The 23,341-nt window shown below is 62.9% G+C and carries 13 protein-coding genes; 7 read left to right on the forward strand and 6 right to left on the reverse strand.

Annotation, left to right across the window (positions count from 1 at the left end; all coding sequences use genetic code 11):
* Positions 1-76: 76 nt before the first annotated feature.
* From LZC95_14305 to LZC95_14330, 6 genes are all read right to left on the reverse strand, one after another.
* Complete coding sequence (locus tag LZC95_14305) at positions 77-4,852, reverse strand: phage baseplate assembly protein V (protein ID WXA98000.1); 4,776 nt, start codon at positions 4,850-4,852, stop codon at positions 77-79.
* 146 nt (positions 4,853-4,998) lie between these two features.
* Positions 4,999-5,367: a VCBS repeat-containing protein gene (locus tag LZC95_14310; GenBank protein WXA98001.1), complete on the reverse strand. Its 369-nt coding sequence runs from the start codon at positions 5,365-5,367 to the stop codon at positions 4,999-5,001.
* A gap of 1,205 nt (positions 5,368-6,572) precedes the next feature.
* Entirely contained in the window at positions 6,573-7,964 is a 1,392-nt protein-coding gene (locus LZC95_14315; protein WXA98002.1) for a hypothetical protein, read from the reverse strand.
* 1,022 nt (positions 7,965-8,986) lie between these two features.
* Positions 8,987-10,450, reverse strand: coding sequence for a hypothetical protein (locus LZC95_14320; GenBank protein ID WXA98003.1), 1,464 nt, complete (start codon positions 10,448-10,450; stop codon positions 8,987-8,989).
* A complete protein-coding gene (locus LZC95_14325; protein ID WXA98004.1) occupies positions 10,447-11,241 on the reverse strand; it encodes a hypothetical protein in 795 nt (264 codons plus the stop codon). The genes LZC95_14320 and LZC95_14325 overlap by 4 nt, the downstream gene beginning before the upstream one ends.
* Positions 11,242-11,290: 49 nt before the next feature.
* Positions 11,291-13,810: an Hsp70 family protein gene (locus tag LZC95_14330; GenBank protein WXA98005.1), complete on the reverse strand. Its 2,520-nt coding sequence runs from the start codon at positions 13,808-13,810 to the stop codon at positions 11,291-11,293.
* 96 nt (positions 13,811-13,906) lie between these two features.
* Here LZC95_14330 and LZC95_14335 point away from each other — a divergent pair, with 96 nt between their 5' ends.
* Genes LZC95_14335 through LZC95_14365 form a run of 7 tightly spaced genes read left to right on the forward strand, consistent with a single transcriptional unit; the run spans position 13,907 to position 23,339 of the window.
* On the forward strand, positions 13,907-15,601 hold the full coding sequence (locus LZC95_14335) for a type VI secretion system baseplate subunit TssF (protein ID WXA98006.1): 1,695 nt from the start codon (positions 13,907-13,909) through the stop codon (positions 15,599-15,601).
* A 21-nt stretch (positions 15,602-15,622) separates the two neighbouring features.
* Positions 15,623-16,123 carry a type VI secretion system tube protein Hcp gene (locus tag LZC95_14340; protein WXA98007.1) on the forward strand — a complete coding sequence of 167 codons (501 nt, stop codon included), beginning with the start codon at positions 15,623-15,625 and terminating at the stop codon, positions 16,121-16,123.
* On the forward strand, positions 16,120-16,512 hold the full coding sequence (locus LZC95_14345; protein ID WXA98008.1) for a GPW/gp25 family protein: 393 nt from the start codon (positions 16,120-16,122) through the stop codon (positions 16,510-16,512). The genes LZC95_14340 and LZC95_14345 overlap by 4 nt, the downstream gene beginning before the upstream one ends.
* A complete protein-coding gene (gene tssG / locus LZC95_14350; protein ID WXA98009.1) occupies positions 16,512-19,277 on the forward strand; it encodes a type VI secretion system baseplate subunit TssG in 2,766 nt (921 codons plus the stop codon). The genes LZC95_14345 and tssG overlap by 1 nt, the downstream gene beginning before the upstream one ends.
* Positions 19,278-19,288: 11 nt before the next feature.
* Entirely contained in the window at positions 19,289-20,614 is a 1,326-nt protein-coding gene (locus tag LZC95_14355; GenBank protein ID WXA98010.1) for a type VI secretion system baseplate subunit TssK, read from the forward strand.
* Entirely contained in the window at positions 20,611-22,014 is a 1,404-nt protein-coding gene (tssC, locus tag LZC95_14360) for a type VI secretion system contractile sheath large subunit (GenBank protein ID WXA98011.1), read from the forward strand. The genes LZC95_14355 and tssC overlap by 4 nt, the downstream gene beginning before the upstream one ends.
* On the forward strand, positions 22,011-23,339 hold the full coding sequence (locus LZC95_14365; GenBank protein ID WXA98012.1) for a type VI secretion system baseplate subunit TssK: 1,329 nt from the start codon (positions 22,011-22,013) through the stop codon (positions 23,337-23,339). Before tssC ends, LZC95_14365 begins: the two co-directional genes overlap by 4 nt.
* Positions 23,340-23,341: the final 2 nt, after the last annotated feature.

Below are 23,341 nucleotides of genomic sequence, written 5' to 3' on the forward strand. Positions count from 1 at the left end.
AGGGCGAGGGTCGCCACGGCGATGCGGGCCAACCTCCGCGGGCGCCGGAACCAGGGTGTGCACCGTATGCGATCCATTACGAAGCCTCGGATTTGGGGTAGGGGTCAAGCTCGGGCAGCAGTGCGAGCATCCCTTGCATGAGCTTCTCGTCCTCGCCCAAGGCATCGTTGGCAAGTTGAGCGAGCTTCCTTCGTTCATCGGCGTCATGCTTCTTGAACGTCGCGAACGAGCCCTCCAAGTTCAATCTTTCTCGGATCACCCCCGGATTCTTCTGCGCAAATTCTTTGATGATTTGCATCAATTCCGCGGGTAACCGAGCCATCCCCGTGCCGTTCATAGATATATCGTTGGGGTGCACGATGTACGCAAGCGCCGTGTCCACGGCTCGTTCAACGGATTCCCCATCTTGCCAAACTCGCCGCATCGCACGCCCCACTTCGCAGACGGCTCTGATCGCACACTTGGCAGCGACCTCGTGAACAGGATTTTCTCCGTGGTCCTTGCTCAGCATACTATGCGTGGGGTCGGTGTTGGTCGAAGCGTCGGGATTGCGGACATCTTTCTCGAAGTCGTCTTCCTGGATCGCCATTGCTTTGAGGAGCTGCGTACAGGCGAATGCAAGCCTGCGCTTCACTTGTGTGGCAGGCGCCATCGCGGCTCCCACGAGCAATCGTTTGAACGCACCGCCAAGATCATCCGGCATTTCTCCGTCTTGCCGCTTTCCTTTCGGCGCCAGCATCTGATTGACGATCCAGTGTTCCCTCGGATAAATCATCGAGAGAAGGTCTATCCAAGAGGGATCCTGGTTGCCGGGAGGTAGATCGAGTTTTTCGAGTATCATTTCGGAAAGGCTAACCACCGTATCCGCTAACCCAAACATGCCGGTGACCAGTGGGAAGCGCGTGTCGGGATTGGGGCCGCCCGGCCGCACTCGAACCTCGCTCTTGAGTCCGACCCACGGAAACACGGGGGGATCGTTCGGGATTACGCCTTCCCTCTGGAGACGAATGAGTGCGAGCTCGATGAAGTTGGAGTGCGCGAAGAGATCCTCGAGCGGGTGGAGTGCTTGGCCCAGCAAACGATACCGCTCCGGATCACTTGCCCTGGCTGCTTGGCGAAGCGAATCTGCAATGAAATTCTTGGTTTTGGCTATATATGCCTTAATCCCGAATTCATCGATAGCAGTCTGGTCGTCCCCGACGCCAGGAAGCCCCTTCGGGTTATCGATATGCTCGTGTGCCACATACCAGCCGAGATTCTTTTCGGTCACTTTCGCATAGGGACGCAGGCCCGGAAAGTCGTGCCGTGCCAGGAGATCGACGAGCTCCGTCAACATTGCTCGCCCAGTCCCCGGCACGACGACGCTCTCACCCGCCCATAGTACGTCAAATGCCTTTATCGTGACAGGCGTTAGGAACTGCGAATTGTCGCGAAGCCAATTACCAAAATAGACCTTGTCCCGGACGCGCCGGTCAGATGCGTTTGAATAGAAGACCGGGTCTGCCTGGTCTAGCCCCTGGTCCTCGATGCTTCCATGGGTAAACAGCGAGTTGTGACGCGGCTTGGCCGGTTTCCCCAGCCCACCCGCACCGAAGCCTTCGACAGTCTTTGCCTTGCCCCCTTCTTTGCGCCCCGGCTCTTCCTTGTATTCCTTCAGGGCGCGGTGAAACGCGGGGTAGTCCACGCGCAGAGGTGCGCCCGCGCCGTCTCGCGTATGCATTCCGAACACGACATGGTCCTTCTTTGCGTGATCGATTCCGGCAATTGCATACGCAAACGTCGCGCCCTCTTCGCCAGGCGCGTCATCCTCGTTGGGTGGCTGTGTATAGTCACGCCGCAGTACGTTGTCGACGTGATGGCCAAACTCATGCAAGAGCACCAGAAATAGCTCGGCAGCGTCGCGAGGATTCGTCTCGGCGGACGTGGCGAGATCGTGTGATACGTGAATTTCTCGCGACTTGTTGTTGTACGAGCCGAACTCCCCGCCCAGACTCCCCGCCGTGGAGAGGACGATTTTCGCATTCGGGAGAGCCTTTGCGCGGAGATTCCGATGAAGCGTCAGATACGATTCGGGGGGAACGTCGCTGCCAAAAATTGCCATGGCCCAGGCCGCGAAGTCGTGGGCTTCCACGAGCTCCGCGGCGCGTTCGAACAATTCGATGGCGTATCGGCTTTCGAGACGGGGCGGAGGTTTGTGCACTCCCGCCGTGTCGTTCAGCGCCGATGATGCTCCAATCTGCACCTTGTCGGCGACACGGACGAGCGAGTCGCTCCCATACAAGCCGATCTCCTTGGCGTAGATCCGAGCCGTTTCGTCGAGGCGCAGGGTAGGGCCATCGCCACGGAGTTTCAGCTCCTTCGAGATTCCCTGAATCGCGTGCGAAAGCAACGCAATGGTGTCCGGTGTGAGGCGAAGTTCGGTTTTGCCCGAACGCAGGATCAACGTCTCATCCGCCTCGAGAACCATCGTCTTGGCGCGGCGGCGGTAGATTCCATCTACCACTGTCATGTAGCTTCGGCCTGGCTCGTCGGGCTCTCCGACCGACATGACGTGTTGACGACCAATGTTGACGACCTCTTGATCTGCAATCACGGTGCGGCGTTCACCTGCGACTTCGACTTGGCTGTCGCCAAGCACGGTGTGCTCTTGGGAGCCGCGGATCGTCTCCGTCGAATTGCCGGTCACGTCCATCTCGGTCGAGCCGCCTACTTTGGTCTTTAGGGCACCGCCCACACCGTCGATGCGATCGCGCGCCACGGCACGTCGCTCCGTGCCGAGCACGCTCGTACCGAGGTCCTTGTCCACATGGATATTCCTATGACCTTCGACGTGCTCCGCCGAGTTACCCTCGACATGCGTGTTCGAATTGTTGAGTACGTGCACATCGAGATCGCGCGCTGCGCGAACGCGCATTAGTTCAGCGTCTCTTTGATCGCTGATCGAGATCTCGCTCCAGTTGCCATTTTCCGGGATCGTCCTCGAGAAGAGGCCGATCTTCTGCTGATCCGTGTCATGCGCGAACGGAAGCTCGTTTTCCTTGTCGTAGAAGCATCCCTTCACGAAAGGGCGTTCTCCTTGCCCCTCGATGAAACCGATCCAAACCCGCATCCCTTCGCGCGGAAGGCATTGCATTCCATAGCCGTCGCCCGCCCAAGGCTGGCTGACCGGAACCCAGACGGCAGTGTCGTGCTCTTCATAGGCGAGGTCGCGGAAGTTGCCGCCTCCGTCGTCGACGACCTCCCAATCGAACCGAATGTGCACATATCCGTACGCATTCGTATCGAGATGGGCCGTCATGCGCTCGCCGCGAAGGGCCACGACGCGTGCGAGCTCGTCCGAGAGCTTGGGCCGTGGCATTCGCGGAGGTATGGGGCGAATCCGAACGGGAGCACATTGAAAGGAGTTTCGGTAGACATGCTCGTCGGCGGATGCCGGGTCGGCCACGCCTTTACTGACCATGGCGGTGACGGTGTATTCGGTGTTCAATGTGCCGACGGGATGGCCTGCAAGCCGGAATCGATAACCAGCTGCGAGCCGCCGGCACGTGCTCTGCCCGGAACCTTCGATGCGCTGTACGCGGAGGCGATCGAGTTCGATATCGATGCGCCGTTGCTTGTCGCCATACCCACGCAGATTCGGATCGAGCTGGTACAGCTGCTGAAGCAGCATCGAAGGAGCGATCGTGGGCGAGTCGATGTCGAGATCGAAGCCAGCGTGGGCGACGAGCGATGGCCCCTCGCGGACCATGGAGGTGATGGACCCAATCGAGAGTCCAGCGCCCAAGTCATAGGATGGCGTAGCGAGGTCCTTCTTGGCGACGCCTGCCCAATTCTTCGACGCACCCACTTCGCGGTCGAGCATGCGGATCTGTTTGGGGCGGAGGCGCTTCTTGAGCCCGAATTCCAAGATTCGTTCTTGATCGTTCGCGCCGCCGGCCTCGTCGTCGAATACGATCTCGCCGGCCGGATTCGCATCGACCATGTCTCCGAGGGTGTCGCCGCCGATCTTGGTGGCGAGGTCTTTCAGGGCATCGCCCACCAGCTCGTTGGCGAGAGCCATGTCCTGTACGGCGGGGAGATGGCTCGACTCGTCGGTGAAGACGAGCGTCGTGAGCATCTTGGCCATTGCACCAGCCTCCTCGACCGCCGCGCCCACCGGGCCGCCGACGACATCCGCCACCGTGCCGAGGGCGCCTGCGATGGCGCCAGCACCGGGCACAAGGCTGTCGAGCGTCCCCGATGCATGCTCGAAGCAGAAAAAAATGCCCGCGTCCGAGAGCACACGGCGGAAAAATTCGTAGTCGGACTCCTCGCGCTGGTAGGCGAATAGGATCACCGGATACTCATCTTCTTTGATGTGCCAGTGGCATTCGCTTGGCGCTATTTTGATGTCCGCCAGGACCTTCTCGATGATCTGTTTCGGCGTTTGGAACTGGAAGTAGCGAATCGACCTGCGTTGCGTGAGAAGCCACAACTTGGGCACGATGGTGATGCGGTAACGCTTGCGCGTCGTGGCCCGATCGCCCGGCGGCGGGCCGAGCGCCTCGATGCTCTCCACGATTCCCTGAATGAGGCGAGGCTCGTGCTCGCCCGTGCCTTTGATGGTGAGGCATGCCGGTTCGCCGTCGGCTGCGGCGTTGAGCATCTCCATGGGAAGGCGGCTCGTGCAGGTGACCGTGTACACGTAGAGATCGTTGATGTACTCGGCGCCCTCGAATTCGAGCACGCGCAACTGCCCCGTCAAAAGCGGCCCCGCCGTAAGCTCGAACGGGTCGTCCGCCGGACTCCCCTCGGTGAGGCCACCGAGAACGTCGTCGATGAGGGCTTCCGGGTCGAAAGGCAGAGGCAGCATCGGTTACCTAACTGTGGTCAATTTTCGCGTCGTTGCGAGAAAGAAGGGGCGGGCGGGAAGAGGCGCGGGAGAGGCAAATCTACCGCAATTCGTGGACCGGCAGCACACAATGCTCATCGGCCGATCTGACCTTGGCACTTGCATGGTCATCTTTTCGAGATCTTTGGCACGCGATCGAAACGCGATTGCGTAAACAGAACTGGCGAGATGCGCAGACCAGTTTGACTGCCGAGAAAAAGGTACGCATCGGTTGCATCGGGGGCCGCAACCGACTTGCCTACGACGAGTACGTCGTCGCACCCATTGCCATCGACGTCGCCAACTGTCGAAACGCTGACCACACTGCCGTCCTCCTCGACCGTGGGGCCGCGGAATGGATCGAGGCGAAGTGAATCTGCGCTACCCCGAATCAGTCGAAAGTCGCTCCTCGAAGATTCGAGTCCGACGATGATGTCGTCATAGCCATTGCCGTCTACATCGGCGGTCACCAGCCCATGGTACGAAGGCTTGGTCATGGCAGTCTCCGTCCACGTCACTCGCCGTGTCACGGCCTGCGAAAGGAGTATTCCCGGACCCCCGAAATAGATGGTCACGACGACCTCCTTTCGGCCTCCCTTCGTCGCTACCGATAACGATACGGCGTCGGATGCACCATCGCCATTTGCGTCAGCCGAGGCGATGTGGGAGTCAGTGGACTGATCGTGCGCGCTGCCAGGTATTTCCAATGTTCCGCCCGATACGAAACCGTGGGAGGCGCCTCTCAGCAGCGTGAGGGAGCGTGTTGCGCGGTCCAGAATGAGGAGGTCGTCATAGCCATCGCGGTCCATGTCACCGACGGGTTGAATTTCGTCCGCGGAGGCGAGAATGGGTGAATCTACGTGCTTCTCGAACCCGCGACGTGAGCCCAATCGAATGGATCCATTCAGCAGAACGTCCGGATATCCATCTCCGTTGGTGTCCCCAACGGCCGTAGCCTTGCAAAGGCCGTCCACCGAGCAGGGGCGCGCCTCCGATTCGGGTCGGAACCCATTGGGACCGCCCCGCAGAACCATCTCGTTGAGCGCCGCGTCTCCGAAGCCGTCCCGATCGATGTCGCCCAATGGTCGGAGTGTCTTCCAGTCGTGACATCCTCCGGATTGCCCTTGAAAGACGGTAGGTGCATCACAAAGGGTCGCATTGATCGGCTCGAATGCCGACGGCAAGACTCGGTTACCGCGGAGAAGCGCTCCACCCAGTACCAGGTCAGCAAATGTGTCACCGTTGACGTCGAGCCCACGGGCAGATGGGGCGGCATGGCCTGGCCCTCTGCCAACAATGAAATACCATATCGGGGTGTCGCTTGCCGCCTTGCTGGAAGTGATCCTCCAATACCAGGGCCCGGGCACGAGGTCTTTCGTGAGTGCTACCTGACCGTTTGCTCCAACTGGCACACGTTCTGGTGCATCGCATGCGCGTGAGCGGCACAGCTCGACGGCCACCCCTGTTTGCTCGTTCGCATCGATTCGAAGCGTGGGCCGCGTCGTTCGGAGTACGGTTCCAGAGACCGGAGATAACGGACGCGGAACCGAGGCCGCATTCTCCGATGGTGAGTTGGGCGCTGGCATTGCTGACATCGACGGCGTCGGCCTGGAACCGGGAGGGGTCGCTCGAGATCGACACGCCGTCAGAGCGAGCGTGATAAGTAGAATGCTCCTTGTTCGCCGTGTCACGAAGCATTCCCTCAGTCGGTGAACGTGGATAGTTTTAGCGCGTGCGACATGAAGAGCGTGGGGACCATCTGATGTACTTGGTCGTACGCTGGAGGAACGTTGTCGAAGTCGCCGAGTTCCGGCCGCACGACAACCTCCTTCACCATGTCGGCCCAGAATCGGTCGGCGGGACAATACAGCAGCGTCGATGAGGCCGTGTCCTCCTCGACGGCGTTCGAAGGTCCACTGGTAATGCCTGGATTTGGAAGCAGAGCGCGGAGGTTGACGAACCAATCCCTGCTTTGCGTGTAGATTCGAAGTTTTCGACCGTCCGCCCCATTTCGGAACCAGTGGCGCAATGTGCCTGCAAGCTCTTGAATTCCACCATGCTGGAAAAGATCGAGCCCATAGACTTCACGCAGATGTTGTCGATCGAAGGGACCGTAAGAGCTCTCGAGCACATGTCGAACCGCTGCGCAGCCAGCGCTGAATCCAGAGACGGCACAGTGGCCGACGGGATTGATTGGAAACGAAATTCCATCCATCCGCTGGAGCCAGTAGTTGACCTCTTGCAATAACCTCAGAAGCTCGGTTTGATTCGGAAGCGATCCGAAGGACTCGGAAGCGCTTCCGACTGGGAAGACGAAGACACATCGCTTGCCAGACACGAAATGCTGATTCGCCATGGCTTTGCCTACGTTGTGCACTTGCCGGTAAAGAACGTAGCGGGCGACCAGATCGATGTATTGCGCACTGAAAGGATATGCGCCAGTGAACTTCGAAGTCGATGGGTGAAAGAAGATGTGATACGGAATCGAATTGCCGAAGGGGTCTTTTCCATCGCGTTGAAATTGGACGAACATGCGCGGAGGACGATAGATCGCGATGAGCTTTGGCACCGTTGCTCGGTGTGCGAAGAACAGTTTCCCATCGGCAAGTTGCTGATTCCTTACCGTGTGGCGTAGGCGGCCCCATCCCGTGCCTCGCGGGTTTAGAATCGAGGCGTCGAGGTCGCGGATGTGGCCCCGCTCCGGCGATAGGTGGTCGGCTGGAAAGACTTGCTCGACTTGGGCACGGGCATCTTTGAGCTGACCGAGCACGATATTCAGAACGACATTGGCGTCCGCACCTCTTGTGTGAGCCTCCAGGTTGCGGGAATTGATTTCCTGAGGGCCGTCCCAGTTCAGCACGGGAAGAGGCCCCTGTTGGACACGAAGCCTCTGTCTTGCGGGCCAGAATCCGGGATGTTCGACGTTCACCTCGAGTGTCGAGGTACCCTCGGGAAGCTCGATCTCGAAGACACCGGGTTGGCGAGTCGGTGTCATTGGCCGCGCAGCTCCGCCATCGACCGAAATGGCCGCATTCTTTGCAGCAAAGGCGGCATAGTTGACATCCAGAACACGGACGATGAAGAAGGTTTTCATCGGTTGCCGTCTCCTCGCTTCCCGTCGCCCGGCGCCGAGTGATACTCGGGTAGTTGCTCTAGAAGGTTCTCCGGCGAGGTCTCGGATGCGACTCCGTGTAGTGGCGTAAATCCGAATAGCGGGATCCTCATACCGCCTTCTGAGAGCTCTCCACGGTATCGAATGCCCGGCTTGACGGCCGCGAACTCGATGATTCGCATACTGCCGACCGAAGTGCCTGCACTCACGGAAGAACGTAACGTATCGCTCTCGTCCTCGCTGAAAAGCGTAATCGTTGCCCGCTCGGTCCATTGGTGTCCGGGCCCCACTTCGATCGCATAGCGAAATACGAGTGGCGTCTCTTCCGACGAGGTGCTCTCCTTACGATCGGGCTTTCGCCGTTTGTCGGATTTCCCCTGTCCAGGCTCGTCCCCAGTAACGGATGTGCGCTCCCGAGTATCTGGGATGCCCGACGGGAGGATCTCGAGGCGGTCCTGTCCCGCGGTGACCGCGCGAATCGTTCCGCCTGCCGTGCATACGCAGAAGGATTGCTCGGTCAAAGCAGGAACACCGTTGATCTCGAACAGCGAAGTCGCCCCGGACCACCGCGAGGTTGCGGGCACGCACCCTTGCCCGGTGGCGCTGCACGTGCCGAAGGAGGGAATGTTGGTCACTGGAGCGAAATCGGCGACTGTTGCGATGGTTGCTTTGGAGACGAGACCGATATTCGTGGGCGGGACGGAGAGGGCAGATGTCTTGGAGCCGTGTGTGCACTGGAGCTGTGCGCCGTCGACCAAGAGTTTCACCTGTACACTCCGATAGCGTCGTTCATGGTCCGTCCTCTACGAGTTACTCCCGTGCCCGAATTTGAGCCGAACTACTGCGAAGAGTCGAACCGGAAGGGAGTGCCTTTTTTTTGAGCACGGTCCAGCCGCTGGACCTGCAGCTGCAGAGTTTGATTGCCTCCTGCAAGATCTTAGGCGTCGGGACGAGGCGACGCCATGGGGCCATCGAGAAATTCTCGACGTCGCGACGAACGGCCTTCAGGCGCCGTCACCGCAGGCGACGTTCTTCGTGAGCAGGGCAATGGCCTCCGCGTCGGCCACGTCGCGTCCCAAATTCAACAACCAGCGGAAGACCCGATTCGCGAGAAGCTTTTCGCCGCGCTCGGTGAATAGCCAGACCGCGTGATCGCAGGCGCGAGAGTACACGGCCACGAACGCTGCACGACGGGTGCTTTCGCTGGCATCGTGAACGTGGCGCTCACATAGCTTGCGAAGCGTCAGCCAGGCCATCCACTCCTCGGCAATGTGGAGGCGTACGTTGTCCGTTTTACGGCGCGCGAGCTCCTTGATCGCGGTGTCGATTTCATCGAGTTCGCGCCGCCTTGCAGTCTGCGCTGCCATCTCGAGCACGTAGCTCGAGGCGAGCATTGGCGTGGGGACGCACCGGACGTGGGCCGCGAGGTCCTGCCCCACGGTTTCGAAGACCTGTTGCAAGATCGCGTCGCAGGCGGCTCCCGTCTCCATGGCGAGCGCACGTTTGGCCACGAGTGCGTGCGTGGTCGGCGCCTCGCGCGCGCGGTTCCAGGCATGCGCCGCTGTCAGCAATCGCGTGCGCGAAGGAGCGCGTAGATAGGCAGCGTGAGCGTCGAGGGCGATGTCGAGCGGCTCGATGTCGAGTGCCTCCGCGGCATATTCCTGGACCCCGTCGCGCACTGGCCACAGTGCACGTCGCAGCAGGGGCCAGGTGGCCCGTCGATGCGGCGCAACGAGCCACGCGAGCAAAGTGCGCACGCCCGATGGCGCCTTGGCATGACCTTCGAATCGTGCCGCGATGGCTCCCATCAACCATGGCCAGCGAAGGTACCGGCCGCGCTCGAGCCCAAGCGAAACGACAGTGCGCCAGTCACCCCGTCGTGCTGCATCCGCGACGAGCCACGTGCGTGCCGCGCGGAGGGCAACGCGTGGGGTCTCACGCCCGTTCAGATCGTCGACCCCCGCAAGAAGCAGACGCGCCGACTCGGCCTTTCCGCGTGCGGCGGCAAGCAATCCGGCGGCGGCCAGTGATGTGCCCTGCCAATTAACTTCCTCGCTGAGGCGAGCCTCGAGTTGCGTCAGCGTTTCGTCTGGCAAAGTGCGCGCGCGAAGGCCCGCCAAAATGCCGAAGAGCGCGGCTGTACCGCGGATCTCCTGGGTTGCGTACACGGGAGGCAACGCACGCGCGACGGCGCAGGCAACCCGCGGAAGTCCGAGCGGGATGATGACGCGCGTGAGGACGAGCGTCGGAAAGCACGCCGCCAGCGCGAGCAGCACCACCGGCCCGAGCGCGATGGCGTTCCTCGGGTCGCGGGTGCGCAGAACCATCACCGTCGCAACCGAGAGCACCAACACGAGCACGGACAAGCGAAGCAAGACGAGGGGCGCGAGGTCGTTTGCCTTACCATGACCTCGACCGCGCAGGGCCGCGGCCGCGGCCGCTCCCGCGATGGCACCGACGGGGATCATCCGCGCCTCCAGCCGATGGCCGCCATGGCACTCTCCCACCGAAAGGCGGCGGGATCCGCCGCCGCTGATTCGGCCGGTCGCGAGAGCGGCATGCGTGCCCAAATCTCGTGTGCGATGCGCCGTTCCGGATTGCGGAGCTCGGCCATGGCGGCACGAACGCGGTGCTCGGTGCGTTCTACGTCGCTCTCGAACGGCGTCCGGTAGGTGCGCGCCGCTGCATGACCGAGCGCCAGAAGGCCCAACAACTTTTGACCCGCACGTTCGACGTCTGCGCGCGAGCAGTCCGGCGCGAGGCCGAGCACGGCGAAGGGATTGTCTCGCCAGCGCAAGGCGATCTCGCGAACGGGGTCGGGCGGTTCCGGAGCGAAGGCGTGGGGCAGGATGCGGCGGCGACGCCGCGCGAAGTAGGTGAGGCGGCGAAGGGTGACGTCGCTCGGAATGCACGTTGGTGGCACCCGCGTGAGAACGAAATCGGCGAATACGTCGAGACCTCGGCGTGCCAATGGGATGACGGTAGCTCGCCCGCTTCGCCAGCTGATGACGAACATCCAGGCATTGGAGTGGATGCGCATGACCTCGTTCCAAGCGTGGCGTGTGGGCTTTCGCAGAACGAGCACCTCTTCGAGCCCATCCTCGTCCACGCGAGCGTGGGGCCGAAATGAGAAGATCATCAGATGTACCGCATGCAGCCCGAGAAAAAGCGCGACCACGATGGGCAAAACCTCGGTTCGCGGGCGCTTGTACATGGCCCAAGTCATGCCGAGGAACATGGCGAGGACTGTCAGCGCCATGACGCGCGCTCCCCAGCCGCAACGAAGTGTGCCGGCCCGGCCCATTGGCTCAGCGGACACCGGACGAGAACCCCAGGCGGCGGCTCGTAGCATCCGCAGGCAAAAGCGTGCGCAACTGGCGCACGATGCGCTCGAGTGCAGTGCGATCGTTCTCGGCGAGCGCACGCCGTCCTTCTCGCACGAGGGTGGATGCCCGTGGAAGATCGGTCGAATCCGCGATGCGTGATGCGACGCTCTCGAATTGCCACTCCCATGCTGCCGGGTGCCTGTAAAACGCCGCGGACCCAAGGTGTAGGGCCGTCGCGAGGTGGCGCTCCGTCTCGCGTACATCGCGAGCGGCCGCGGCCTTTTCGATCGCCGAGAGGGTCGTCTGCAGCGCTTTGCGCTCGTCCGGTGTGGCATACCGCGCGCTCCAACCGAGGGCCCACGCAACGCTCTCGCGTACCGATTCTTCGAGCATCGGCCACGAAAGCTCGACATCGAGGTCGGCCAGGGACGCATCGATTTCGAGGAGCATACGGCGCGCCTTTTCCGCGGCATCTGCATCGCCGCCGCGCGCACGTTCGATGTCGCTTGCGAGTTCGGCGAACACTGCATCGAGCTCACCGAGCGTGGCGATGGCCTTCGCCCCCATCCCGCGCTTCATCGCATCGGACGTGACCTCGCGACCGCGTGTGCGAAGCGCCGTGGCACGCTCCGCGAGCTCTTCGACCGAGACGTGCGGCGCAATGAGATGCGCGACATGGTCGAACGTCTGCTCCAGCGCGGGTACCCGCGCGGTCGCCGACAGGCGCCCGCCCCGATCGAGGTCCAAGGTGAGCTCGACGAGCGACCCCGCAGGCAGAGTCGCTTTGATGTCCGCGCTGGGAATTTCCAGCGTCCCGACGAGGCGGCACAGATGCGCGAACGGAAACTCGCCCTGGACGATGGGGACGTTCAGGGCAAACCCCTCCAGGCCACGGGAGACGACTTCGACGGTGTGCAACGCGAAGGTACGGCGCATCGGAAGGGGCGAGCCACGCTCGAAGTACAGCTGCACGCGATCACTGGCCAATGCCACGCCGATCGACCGCGAAAGGGGCGGATCGCTGATGGTCACGCCGTGCACGATGGCGAACGACGATGGCTGCAGCGCAACGAGCTCTCCCGACGCCGTCATGGCTTCGACGCGAAAAACGTTGGGCCGGCGCGAGGCCAGCTGCGTCTGAATGGCGAACACGCCCTCGACATCCACCGGCTCGGGAGCGCTGGTCCACTTGCCGTCGGCGCGGCGGAGTATGACGCGCCACGCGGTGGACTCGACTTCCTCCAGCAGCTTCCCCACGACGAACGGCGCCAGATCCGGTGTCATGGCCGGAAATTGCAGCCACACGCGCGGCCGGTCTCCGGCCGCCGGAGCATCGGGTGCTTTCGCTTCGAGCTGGGCGGTGCGTGCAAAGAGGGCTGCTCCTTGTGCAACGAGGGTCATCGGATCGAGCCCGTCGCGAAAGGGAGCGCCGAGGCTCTCGGCCACCCGAGCGCGTAAAAGTGGCATGACGGTCGGACCGCCCACGAGAACGATTCGGCCTAGGCGCGGCGCACCATGGGCGGCAAGAAGCCGCCGGCAAACGGCAATGGATCGATCGACGAGCGGGGCTGTCCGCTCCTCCAGAATGTCACGTGGCAGCTGGACGTCGATGTCGATGGTGTCCCCGTTCACGACGAAGAGCGCAGGCAGCACGATGTCGGCGATGGACGTCCGAGCCAGCTCGATTTTGGCCTCTTCGGCCGCGTGACGAAGTTTTCTCAATGCAGTGCCATGCGCGGCATCTGCCAGGTCGATGGTGATACCCCGAGAGCGCTTCAGTTCGGCGAGCACCCAATCGACGATGCGTGTGTCGAAGTCGCGGCCGCCGAGGAAGTTGTCGCCGTCGTGGCCGACGACGCGCAATAGGCCATCTTTCGTCGCCAGAAGGGTCACGTCGAACGTACCGCCGCCGAGGTCGTAAACGAGCCAGTTCTCGTCGCCTTCCTCGGCTGACCAGCCGGCGGCGATGGCCGACGCAACCGGCTCTTGGATCATTTCGACGCGGCGGAATCCGGCGAGGCGGGCGGCTTCCGATGTGGCCTGGGTCTGCGCCAGCTCGAAGAGCGCGGGCACGGAAATGACCGCGGTATCCGGTGCGAAGCCAAATTGGTCGCGCACGTCGGCGCGGATCGATTGGAGCACTTCCGCGGCCAGCTCCTCGGGGCGCTTGGTGACACCCGCAGCCGCGAACGTCAGCCGGTGCTGCGTTCCCATCAGCCGTTTGAACTCGGCACGCGTGTTTTCGGGATCACTCTCCAGGAATCGTCGGGCCCGCGCACCCACGGTCACGGTGCCGCGCCCGTCGATCCGCACGACGCTCGGCGTGAGAACGCCGCCTTGGGCATTGCGGACCGGCGTCACCTGCACGCCGTCGAAAACCGCGGCCGTTGAGTTGGTGGTTCCCAGATCGATGCCGAGATACAGAGATGAATTCGCGGTCATGAGGATATGCCGGAGAAAGAGCTCGGGCCAGAGCTTGCACGAGCGCGAAAGGCTCGGCAACAGTGTCTCACTGTGGGGTTCCCGCGCAACGGGATGCTATCGTCCTCACCGACTCGCGTGCACTGCACAGCCGTAGTACCCAAGAAAGAAAGGACGATGTTTCGCCACCTCATCGAAGCAGCGCTGAACGAGACGGAACGGGGCTTCCAGGGGCTTGCACGCCGGTACCCGCGGCTCGAGCCGCTCCTGGCGAGCGACGAGCTTCGAGCGTTCGCGCAGTGGGTGGCGTTTGCCCTGGCGTCCATCGATGAGCAGCGGCATGACGACCATCAGGGCATGCTGCGCGCTCTCGTTGCGCAAGCGTTTCCCCAGTGCCTGCGCCCGCGGCCGTCTTCGACCATCCTCCAGTTGGCGGCGGACCGTTCGCATGCGGGGGATCTCCTGGGGACCGTGTTCCGAGGGCGTGCGGGGGCGCTCGAAATGCCTTTTCGCGTGATGTGGAGCATCACGCCCACGCCCTTCGAAATGGCCGACGCGCGCGTGGAGCGCATTCACGCGAAGCTGCAGGTGCTGCGCATCACCCTCGTGGGGCGCGAGGGCATCGTGCTCGGGGGCGTGCTGCCCGAGCGCGTGCGCTTTTTCGTGCATCCAGGTGACGAGGCCGATGGGCGTGGCGTGCGCACGGCGCTCGACCTGATTCATGCATTGCGCACCGCCGACAACCTCGAGGTCGACGCCTTCGATGGGGAGGGGAACGTCTCCCATATCCGTCTTCCGGCGGGCTCATTGCGTTGGGTGCGCATCGATACCGAAGAACCATCGCTTCTTTCGGCGCCACGAGGTCGATTCCGTTCGAGCACTCTGTTGACGGATCTGTGCGCCTTTCCGGAAAGCTTTTCCTTCTTCGAAATCGACCTCGGTCCGGTACGCTCCCCAAAGACGACGCGCATCGAGCTCACCTTGCCCCTTGCGCGGGTCGTCGACGCCGCATCGAGCTTCCATCGCGAGAATCTGCGTCTTTTCTGTGTGCCCGCGACGAACGAATACGTCGCGCCCATCGAGCCCCTTCGCGCGGAGCGGGGGCCGGAGTGGGAGCTGCTCGTTGCGCAGCGACCGCACGCCGAAATTCTCCATGTGCGGTCCATTCATACCGAATCCGCGCGAGGGCGATTCGACGTCGTCTCGCTCGAAGCGCCGGATAGGCCGCTGACATTTGCCGCAGGTCATCATTATTACCTCCTCAAGCAGACGATTGCGCGCGACGAGTCGCGTACCGAAATGCGGCTCACATTTGCCGCTCGGCAGGGCTTTCGCGCGCCGGCACCCGCGGCCCTCACGCTGGGAGAGGTCCTTGCGAGTGATGGTCTCCGGACGGAGTCGCTCGGGCTTCGCGACATTGGTGGGCGCAACATCACGCGGGTAACACCTTCGCACCGTGCGATTTTGCAAGGGCTCGCGATGCGCATGAACGCCTTCGCGCGCATGTCGCCGCACCGATTTGCGGAGCCGGCCCATTTGCGCGAGTTCGTGCGCCTTCACGAACCGCCGAACCCGAGAGAACGACGCATTCGCCTGCCCGAGATCCTCGAAATGCACCACGAGCGAGAGTCGCGCATGCAGCCCGGTGCGGAGTGGGAACAGGGGGATCACTTTCAGCTGACGGTCGACGGCTCGGCGAGTGTCGGCGAGATGTGGCTTCTTCGGGAGATCCTCTCGCGTGCGCTCACCGAAAGGCAGAATCGATTGCGATTTTCGCGGCTCACGCTCGAGCGGAGCGGCACCCATCCCACCAAGGACTTTACGAACTACGATGCCCGAGAGGGCGAGCGCCATGCGGCGCCTCTCGGCTGATCGGCGCAAACGGGTTTCGATATGACGGCAACCGAACAATCGCTCATCTATTTGGAAATCAAAGGCTCGAAGCAGGGAGAATTCAAAACGGACGACTCCCAGGCTCGTGCAGGAAAGACCGTTTGCCTCGCCTTTGGTCATGGCATCGACGTTCCACACGACACGCAGGGCAAAGGGCGCGCGGTGGTTCGGAACAAGCCCGTTTGGGTGATCTGCGAATGGAATCCCGTGGTGGTTCAGTGCCAGCAAGCGGCATGGGACAACGAGGAGCTGAAAGAAGTCGTCATCAAGCGCGCCCGCCGCGACTCCAATGGCAACGAAATCGTGTATGCGACGACCACCCTCACCAAGGCCACCGTCGCCAAATTCCGTACGCTCTCGGGGCCAACTTCGAAATGGCTCCCCGGCAACCATCCCGATCTTGCGCGCATTTCCTTTTTGGCCAGCAAGATCGACGTGACCTTGCACACGCCGGACGGCGACACGAGGGCCCATTACGATCGCAAAGAGAACAAATCGTGACCGTGCTCGGGCTCATCGCCGGAAGGGAGCCTCCGCCCGAGCCGTCCTCGATTCGCCGGGCGGTGGCCGAGCTCGTGGCCGATATCGAATTATTGCTGGGGACCCTGCGTGGTTCGATGCCCGGTGACGTGGACTTCGGCGTAGGGGACGTCACGGGAACGTATGCCTCGGGCGCCGAAGCCGTTCGCGCGTGGTGCTTGGAGACCCAGGAGGCGCTTCGGCGGTATGTTCCGCGTCTGCGGCATCCGCGTGTGATCCCTGTTTCAGGCGACGCGCTCGACCTCGTCTTCCGAGCGAAGATCCACGGCTCGCTGATCGTCGAGGGACGCGCGGCGCCGTTGGAGCTCGAGCTCACCGTCGACCCGCAGCGTTCGTGGAGGGTTCGCTAGTGGCGCGGTTTCCGCAAGGGGCGGTGGCGGCGCTCACACGAGCGGCGGAGCACTTTGCGCGCACGCACCCTGCGCTCTTGGGCAACCTGGGGCGTGCTCCCTCGAGTTTGGCGCTCGATCGCGTGCGTCGTGGCGTCTATTCGCTCGCCGCATCCGTCATCGAGCGGATCCATCATTTTCAAGCGGATAGCCATCGGGCCCTGGCGGAGGTCGTCGCTGCATCTTCCACGCGCCCATTTCCGGCGGCCACGATCGTGGAGCTCTCTCTTTCGGGGGCAGAAGCGAAACAGAGCGTGCCTGCGCATTCCGAAATCACGTCACCGGACGACCCTGCATGCCGCTTTCGACTGGTGAGCCGTGTCGACTTGGGGGCGTGCCGCGTGGAGAATGCCCGAGCCGGCGGGCGCCTCGTCCAGTTCGACCTTGCCGCGACGTCGCACGCGCCCCTGCAAGACGTCGTCGGCGATGAGCTCCGCCTTTTCGTGGACGGGCCGCGCGAAAAGGCGCTCTTGCTCCTCATGCACGTCCTTGGCGCCACCGACCGCGTCGAGGTGCAGGCATCGCAGGGTCCTTCGAAGCAGGCCGAGGGCGTCGAACCGTATGGGTTCGACGAAGGCGACGTGCTCGCGCCCGAGCCCGACGGGCCTATCGTGACCGACGCACTCGTGCAGGAGTATTTCGTCTTTCCGGAGAAGTTCATGTTCTTCGTGGTGCGTGGCCTCGCATCGGCGATGCGCAGCACGGCAGCGCCCGTGCGCAAGGCGACGGTCACCATCCGCCTGAATGCACCGTTGCCCGGGGACCTGGAGCTCGGGCCCGATGCGCTTCGTCCGCACTGCGTGCCCGCCGTGAACTTGTTCGAGGCCACGTCCGAACCGCAAACGTTCGGCCCGGGCAAGAGCACGTTTCCGGTGCGGGTGGCCGGCCTTCCCAGGCGGCGCGGCGACGTTTTCTCCGTGCTCTCGGTGACGGCAATGCCCTGCAAAGGGGCGGGAGAGATTCCACTGCCGTCGCTTCGCCGATTTCGTGCCGGTGATTTTCACGATGCCTTTCCGTACGCGTATTCGACGCAGCGGAAGTCCTCGAGGCCGGACCTTTCGCCCGAGCTCTTCATGACGCTCACGAGCTCCCGAGGGACGGAGCCTCTCCTGGAGCCGCACGTCGTCTCGACCCGGCTGCTGGCGACGAATGGTGCGTGCAGCCTCTCCGTCGGCGAGCTCACGGAACCCGGCCACGGTTTTCCGCGCGGGGTGCGTGTGCGAAACATCGTACCGACATCGCCGCACGTGCCGGCGCTCACCGGATTCGATCTCGCGCTTCGAGCATTCGCCCGAGGAGCGATTCCAAAGGGAGATCCGTGGTTTGCGCTGCGGACCTTTCTCGCGTCGCTCCTGCCTCCGGAGGGCGTCGATCCGCAAACCGTGCGTGCCAATCTTCAGCGCATCGAGGCCATCGAGGCCTTCGATGTCCGACCTTGCCCCAAGCCGCCCACCCCGGGGCGAGGGTACCTCGCGTCGCTCATCCTGGACGAGATGCCGTTTCGCGGGCTTGGAGACGTCGCGCTCTTTCTGCGCGTGCTGCATCGCACCCTCGACGCCCAGGTTGGGCTCAATGGCCTCTATCGCTGCGAGGCCCTCTGCCGAAAGTCCGGGACGCGGCTCGAATGGCCCACGCGCGAGCCCGCACCGCGCGCGCATCGGCATCCGTGCCCCGAATACGAGCGAAAGGCCAACCGAGAGGCCGTCGCCCGCATATCCTCGCGCGGCAAGACCTCGCACCTGGCCGTGGAAACGATTGCGCGCACGGCGGCACGGTATGGATTCTTCGAGCTGGCGCGCCTTCTCGAGCACACGACGGCGACGGAACTCGAGCGCACCGAGCGGATCCAATTCACGCAGCGACCGAGTTTGGCCTTTCCGGCAGGCGAGGTCGCATCCGTTGCCCAGGCAGCGAATGACTCGCTCCAGGTCGAGCTCAATTTTCTGGGGCTCATTGGAACCAGCGGGCCGCTTGCCGCGCAATTCTCCGAGGAGGTTCGCTACGGCGACGACGAAGGCGCCCTGCGCGCATTTTATGACGTGATCCATCACGCGCTCGCCGTCCGTCTTTACGGCGCCTGGAAGGCGAGCACGATCGAAGGCGGTTTCGATCTCGAGGGCGGCGATTTGCAAAGCCAAGTACTGCGGTCGGTGGCCGGCATCGATGCACCATCGGCACTGGACGAAGAGCCTCTGGCGCCGATGTTGGCCTTGGGCCTTGCCGACTACCAGCGCGGCCAACCGCACGATATCAACCTGCGTGCGGCGGAGGCGTTGCTCCAGCACCTATTGCCATGGCCCATTTCGCTGGAGGCCAACGTGCACCGCCTCCTGCCGCTCGGCGACAACGAGACCGCGCACCTTGGTGGCCAATGCTCCCGGCTCGGCGTCGACTTCGTCTATGGCGAAACGCGCTCGGATCGTGAAGGGGCCGTCCGGCTGCACATTGGGCCCGTCGACCGCGCGACCCACGAGAGCATGATGCCTGGTGGCGACGAGTATGCGAAGCTCGAGCGCCTCACCAACCGTATCTTTGGGGCGAAGGTGCTGGTCGAACTCGAGGTCCACCTCGGCGCCGACGACACCCCGCGCTGGACGCTCGGCGGCGGAAGCGCGCTGGGCATCGATACCCGATACACGATTGCCGATGAAACCGTTCACGTTCGTGCTCCTCTTCTTCCCGAGCCGCACCAAGCGCGGTGCGAGTTCGTCCCGATGATTGCGTAAGGTCCACCGTCATGGCAATGAAACCCGCTTGGCCTCTTGGATTGTCGATTTGGCCCCATCACTTTTCCAATGCGGACGCCTACCACGAGGAGTGCGTGCGGCGGGCGGTCGCTCGGGTGGATGGGGATGCTTGGGGCGTCGACGAAATCGATTGGGACGTGCCTGCGTTGTCCCGCGGCCAGCTCGTGTTGCAGCACCTCGAGGCCACCTTGGAAGATGGAACGGAAATTCGCGTCGGGGTAGGGGAGGGCGCGAAGGCGCTGAGCATTCCCCTTTCGGATCTCGGGTCGAGAACATCGCTTCGCGTGTACGTGGGGCTTCCCATCGCGCAACCCGGCGCGCCGAATGTCGATGCCGAGGGGGCAACGCGTGCGCTTCATCGCTACGCGCTCTCGACGCACACGCTGTCCGATATCGCCAACGGCGGCAAGACGATCGATGCGCAGTGGCTCCGGCCCAACGTCTTTCTCCTCACGGAAAACGACCGTCTGCACAGCTACGACGTCGTGCAGTGCGCGCGTCTCATTTTGGATGAGGCGGGCAACCCGATGCTGGATCGCTCGTTCATTCCCCCTGTATGGCGAATTCGCGCCTCGACCTGCTTGACCGAGCGGCTCGATGCCCTGCTTTCGGATCTGGTCGCGCGCAAGACGTGGGCCGACAGCTGGAAGACCAGCGAGGCCTTTGCGGACAGGCGCATCCTTCTGCGCTCGCTTTTGGGCGGCTTCATCGCCGACGTCGCGGATCTTCGCAGCCGGCGTCACACGGCGCCCCACGATGCCTACGCGTGCCTCGTGGAAATTCTGTTTGCGCTTGCGCCGTTCACTGCGACGGGCGAGTGCCCAGAGCCACCGCCGTTCAACCACCGAGAGCTGGATACGACGTTCTTGCCGCTCTTCGAGGCCATTGCCGAGGTGCTGCAGAGCATCGGGCAGGCGCGCTATCGAACCATTGCGCTGGTTCCGACGGAAAACGACGCATGGCTGCTGCGCGCCGATCTGCACGAGCCGGGGATCTTCGACCACGAGTTCTTCTTGGCGATCACGGGAAGCGATCCAGGCCACCTTGTCGAGGAAGCCCCGAAGCTTCTCAAAATTGGCGCGCTGCACGACCTCATGGAAATGCGGTATGCCGCCGTTTCCGGTGTTCCGTTGGAACGGCGGGCGCGCCCCTCCGGTCTGCCCGAATCGAATGACACGGTGTATTTCTGGCTCGACAAGCGATCCGATGCCTTCGTGGCTGCCATGCGCACGGCTTGGATGGGCATTTATTGCCGTCAGCTTCCCGGGGTCACCCGCATTCACCTCTACGCGGTGCAGCCGGGTGACGCGACATGATCGAGCTCGATTCTCCCGAGACCGTTCGTGGCGGCATCCACGGCGAGGAATCGAGCGACGGATGGCTCGCCCCGCTCTTGGCGTCCCAGGTTCGCATCGACCGATGGATCGCGAAGATCGACGCCATGCTCGGGGAGCAGTTGGACGCCATTTTGCACCATCCCGAGTTTCAATCGTTGGAGGCGGCATGGCGCGGTCTCGAATTCGTCGTCAACCGCATCGAAGCGGGACGGGGCATCCAGGTCGCGATGTGGAATTGCTCGAAACAGGAGCTCTCGGACGATCTCGCGGATGCTGCAGAGCGCACGAAATCGCGATTCTTTCGCACCGTGTACGAATCGCATTACGGCCAGCACGGTGGAGTGCCTTTCGCTGCGATTTTTGCGAACTTCTCCGTGACGGCGGCCTTCGACGACGTAGCCTTGCTTCGCGGGATGGCCTCGGTGGCCGCCATGTCGCATGCGCCCGTATTCGTCGATGCCCATCCGAGCCTGTTCGCTCCGTCGAAGCGTGGCAATGGGTCGCCGGAAAATGCCAGCTTCGAAGAGCTCTCGGCGGCCACGGATCTGGGCGCCATTTTCGAGGGGCCCTCGTTCATCAAATGGCACGATCTGCGCACGAGCGAGGATAGTCGCTATTTGGGTATTCTCCTCCCGCGCATGCGGCTTCGTTCGGCCTACCGCGACGCCACCGAGTCGGCGGAAACCTTCGTGTACGACGAGACCATCGCCGCGCATGGCGATCATCTTTGGGGCAGCGCCACGTATGCATTCAGCCTCCGGCTGGCCGAGAGCTATGCGCGCGATCGGACGGCGATGAGGCTGCTCGACACGTTCCTCGCGGCACCTCCGGTGTTCGAGGCCCACGAGGTGATGGGCGATGACGCGTGCAAGCCGCCCGTGGAGGTGCTCTTCTCGCGGCGTATCGAGGAAGCGCTGGCGGAGCTCGGATTCATTCCTCTGACGTGCGATCCGGTCGACGGCTCCCTGCGGTTCGCGAGCGCGAGCAGCTTGCAAATGCCGAAGACGTTCGGACGCTCCGATGGAGGCGAGCAAGCGACATTGAATTATCTGCTCGGTACGCGAATTCCGTATTTGCTGTTCGTGTGCCGTTTTGCCCACCAGCTCAAGGTGTTCCAACGTGAGAAACTCGGCGGTCACCACACGCGCGAGCAGCTTCAAACGCAATTGACCGCGCAATTGAGACGTTATGTCGATACCAAGGACAATCCGTCGGCCGCCACCCGGTTTCAATATCCGCTGCGCGGCGCGAAGGTCGAATTGGTCGACATTCCGGGACAGCCGGGCTGGTACGGCATGAACGTGGTCATCCGGCCGCACATGCGTTATCGCGACGCGGAGTTCGAGCTCGACGTGACCGGGAGGATCGACCGGCGATGACACCGCGCAAGCCCTTCTGGCCGCCCACGCTGAGCGTCAAGCCCGCGCATCTGCAGGCCTCCGACACCTACGCGGAAGCTCTTTGCGCACGCGGCTTTCGCCGCCTCGCGCCCGACGCATATGGCGTCGTTCACATGGACTACGACGAGGGGGCGCTCGCCCGCGGCGATCTCGTGATCCGTCGCCTGGACGTGGTGTTTCCGAGCGGGCTCGAAGCCTGGTTGGACGAAGATTCGTCTCCGCTCGAGGCCAATGTCGCAACGCGCCTGCACGAGCTGTCCTCGTCCGTGCTCGTCTATTTGGCGGTGCCGCGGCCCATCTTGGATGGGCCCAACATGAGCAAGGACGACGCAAGCGCGCGGTCGACGCGGTACGTGGGCGATCTGGACGCGAAGATCCCCTGGATGCGGCCAAAGCTCGAGGTGCTCTTCCAGGGGGATGCGCTGGATCGGTATGAAGTGCTGCCAATCGGCCGCATCGAGCAGGTCGGCTACTCGTATCGATTCTCGGATGGCGTGTGGCCCATCGTGTTTCACGCTCGGGCATGCGCGCCCCTCGTGGCGGAGCTCGGTCGTGTGCTCGCCGCCCTCGAGCAGCGACGGCGCGAGCTCGTCGAGGCGCGCCACGAGCAGCCGTTTCATCTCACCACCTCGATTTCGGCTCCCGGGTTGAACCTATTCGTTCTGTTGAACCGGCACCTGGGCGCGTTGCAGGTTCTCTCGAAGCAGCGCACGGCGCGTCCGTATGCCGTTTACCGGTGTTTGCGAAGCTTGTACCTCGCGCTCGTTGCCTTCGGACACGAATGGGAGCGCCCTCCCGCGTACGAGCACGACAAGCTCGCCGAGGCGATCCCATGGCTCTCCACGCGCATCGTGCGTTTGCTCGACGCCGTGGGACGCGATCCGTTGACGCGGCTCTCGTTCGAGCGAGGCGACTACGCCGATATGTTTTCGCTCTCCTTCCAGCGCGAAGACCTCGTTGGAAAGCGCCCGGTGCTGGTTGCCACCTGCGACGACGAAGCCTTTCTCGAGCGGATGCCCCGCATCATGAAAATGGCCGCTCCGTTTGCGCTGCAGGAATGCATGCGGCTTTCGCTTCGCGGCGTGCGGCTCGAGCTCGACGTCGATCCACCGCCGCAGCTCCCGCAGGGGCCACACATTGCCAGCTACCGCATCTGGGAGCGCGAACGCTTGACCGGGCGCGAGCCGGATCTCCGCCCATATTGGCAAGATATTTTAGCCTGCCGGACCGTGAGCGTTTACGTGCCGGGCGCCCCGCCGAGCTTGAAGCTCTTTCTGTATGGGATCGATCGGGAAATTTTCTGAAT

This window comes from Sorangiineae bacterium MSr12523, assembly GCA_037157775.1.
In the GTDB taxonomy this organism is placed as follows: Bacteria; Myxococcota_A; Polyangia; order Polyangiales; family Polyangiaceae; genus Pendulispora; species Pendulispora brunnea.

Excerpts from the sequence above, each read along its gene's own strand:
- LZC95_14335 (WXA98006.1), top strand. The coding sequence starts at position 13,907 with ATGTTTCGCCACCTCATCGAAGCAGCGCTGAACGAGACGGAACGGGGC.
- LZC95_14320 (WXA98003.1), bottom strand. The coding sequence starts at position 10,450 with ATGATCCCCGTCGGTGCCATCGCGGGAGCGGCCGCGGCCGCGGCCCTG.
- LZC95_14310 (WXA98001.1), bottom strand. The coding sequence starts at position 5,367 with ATGACCAAGCCTTCGTACCATGGGCTGGTGACCGCCGATGTAGACGGC.
- tssC (WXA98011.1), top strand. The coding sequence starts at position 20,611 with ATGATCGAGCTCGATTCTCCCGAGACCGTTCGTGGCGGCATCCACGGC.
- LZC95_14305 (WXA98000.1), bottom strand. The coding sequence starts at position 4,852 with ATGCTGCCTCTGCCTTTCGACCCGGAAGCCCTCATCGACGACGTTCTC.
- LZC95_14340 (WXA98007.1), top strand. The coding sequence starts at position 15,623 with ATGACGGCAACCGAACAATCGCTCATCTATTTGGAAATCAAAGGCTCG.
- LZC95_14325 (WXA98004.1), bottom strand. The coding sequence starts at position 11,241 with ATGGCGCTGACAGTCCTCGCCATGTTCCTCGGCATGACTTGGGCCATG.
- LZC95_14315 (WXA98002.1), bottom strand. The coding sequence starts at position 7,964 with ATGAAAACCTTCTTCATCGTCCGTGTTCTGGATGTCAACTATGCCGCC.
- LZC95_14355 (WXA98010.1), top strand. The coding sequence starts at position 19,289 with ATGGCAATGAAACCCGCTTGGCCTCTTGGATTGTCGATTTGGCCCCAT.
- LZC95_14365 (WXA98012.1), top strand. The coding sequence starts at position 22,011 with ATGACACCGCGCAAGCCCTTCTGGCCGCCCACGCTGAGCGTCAAGCCC.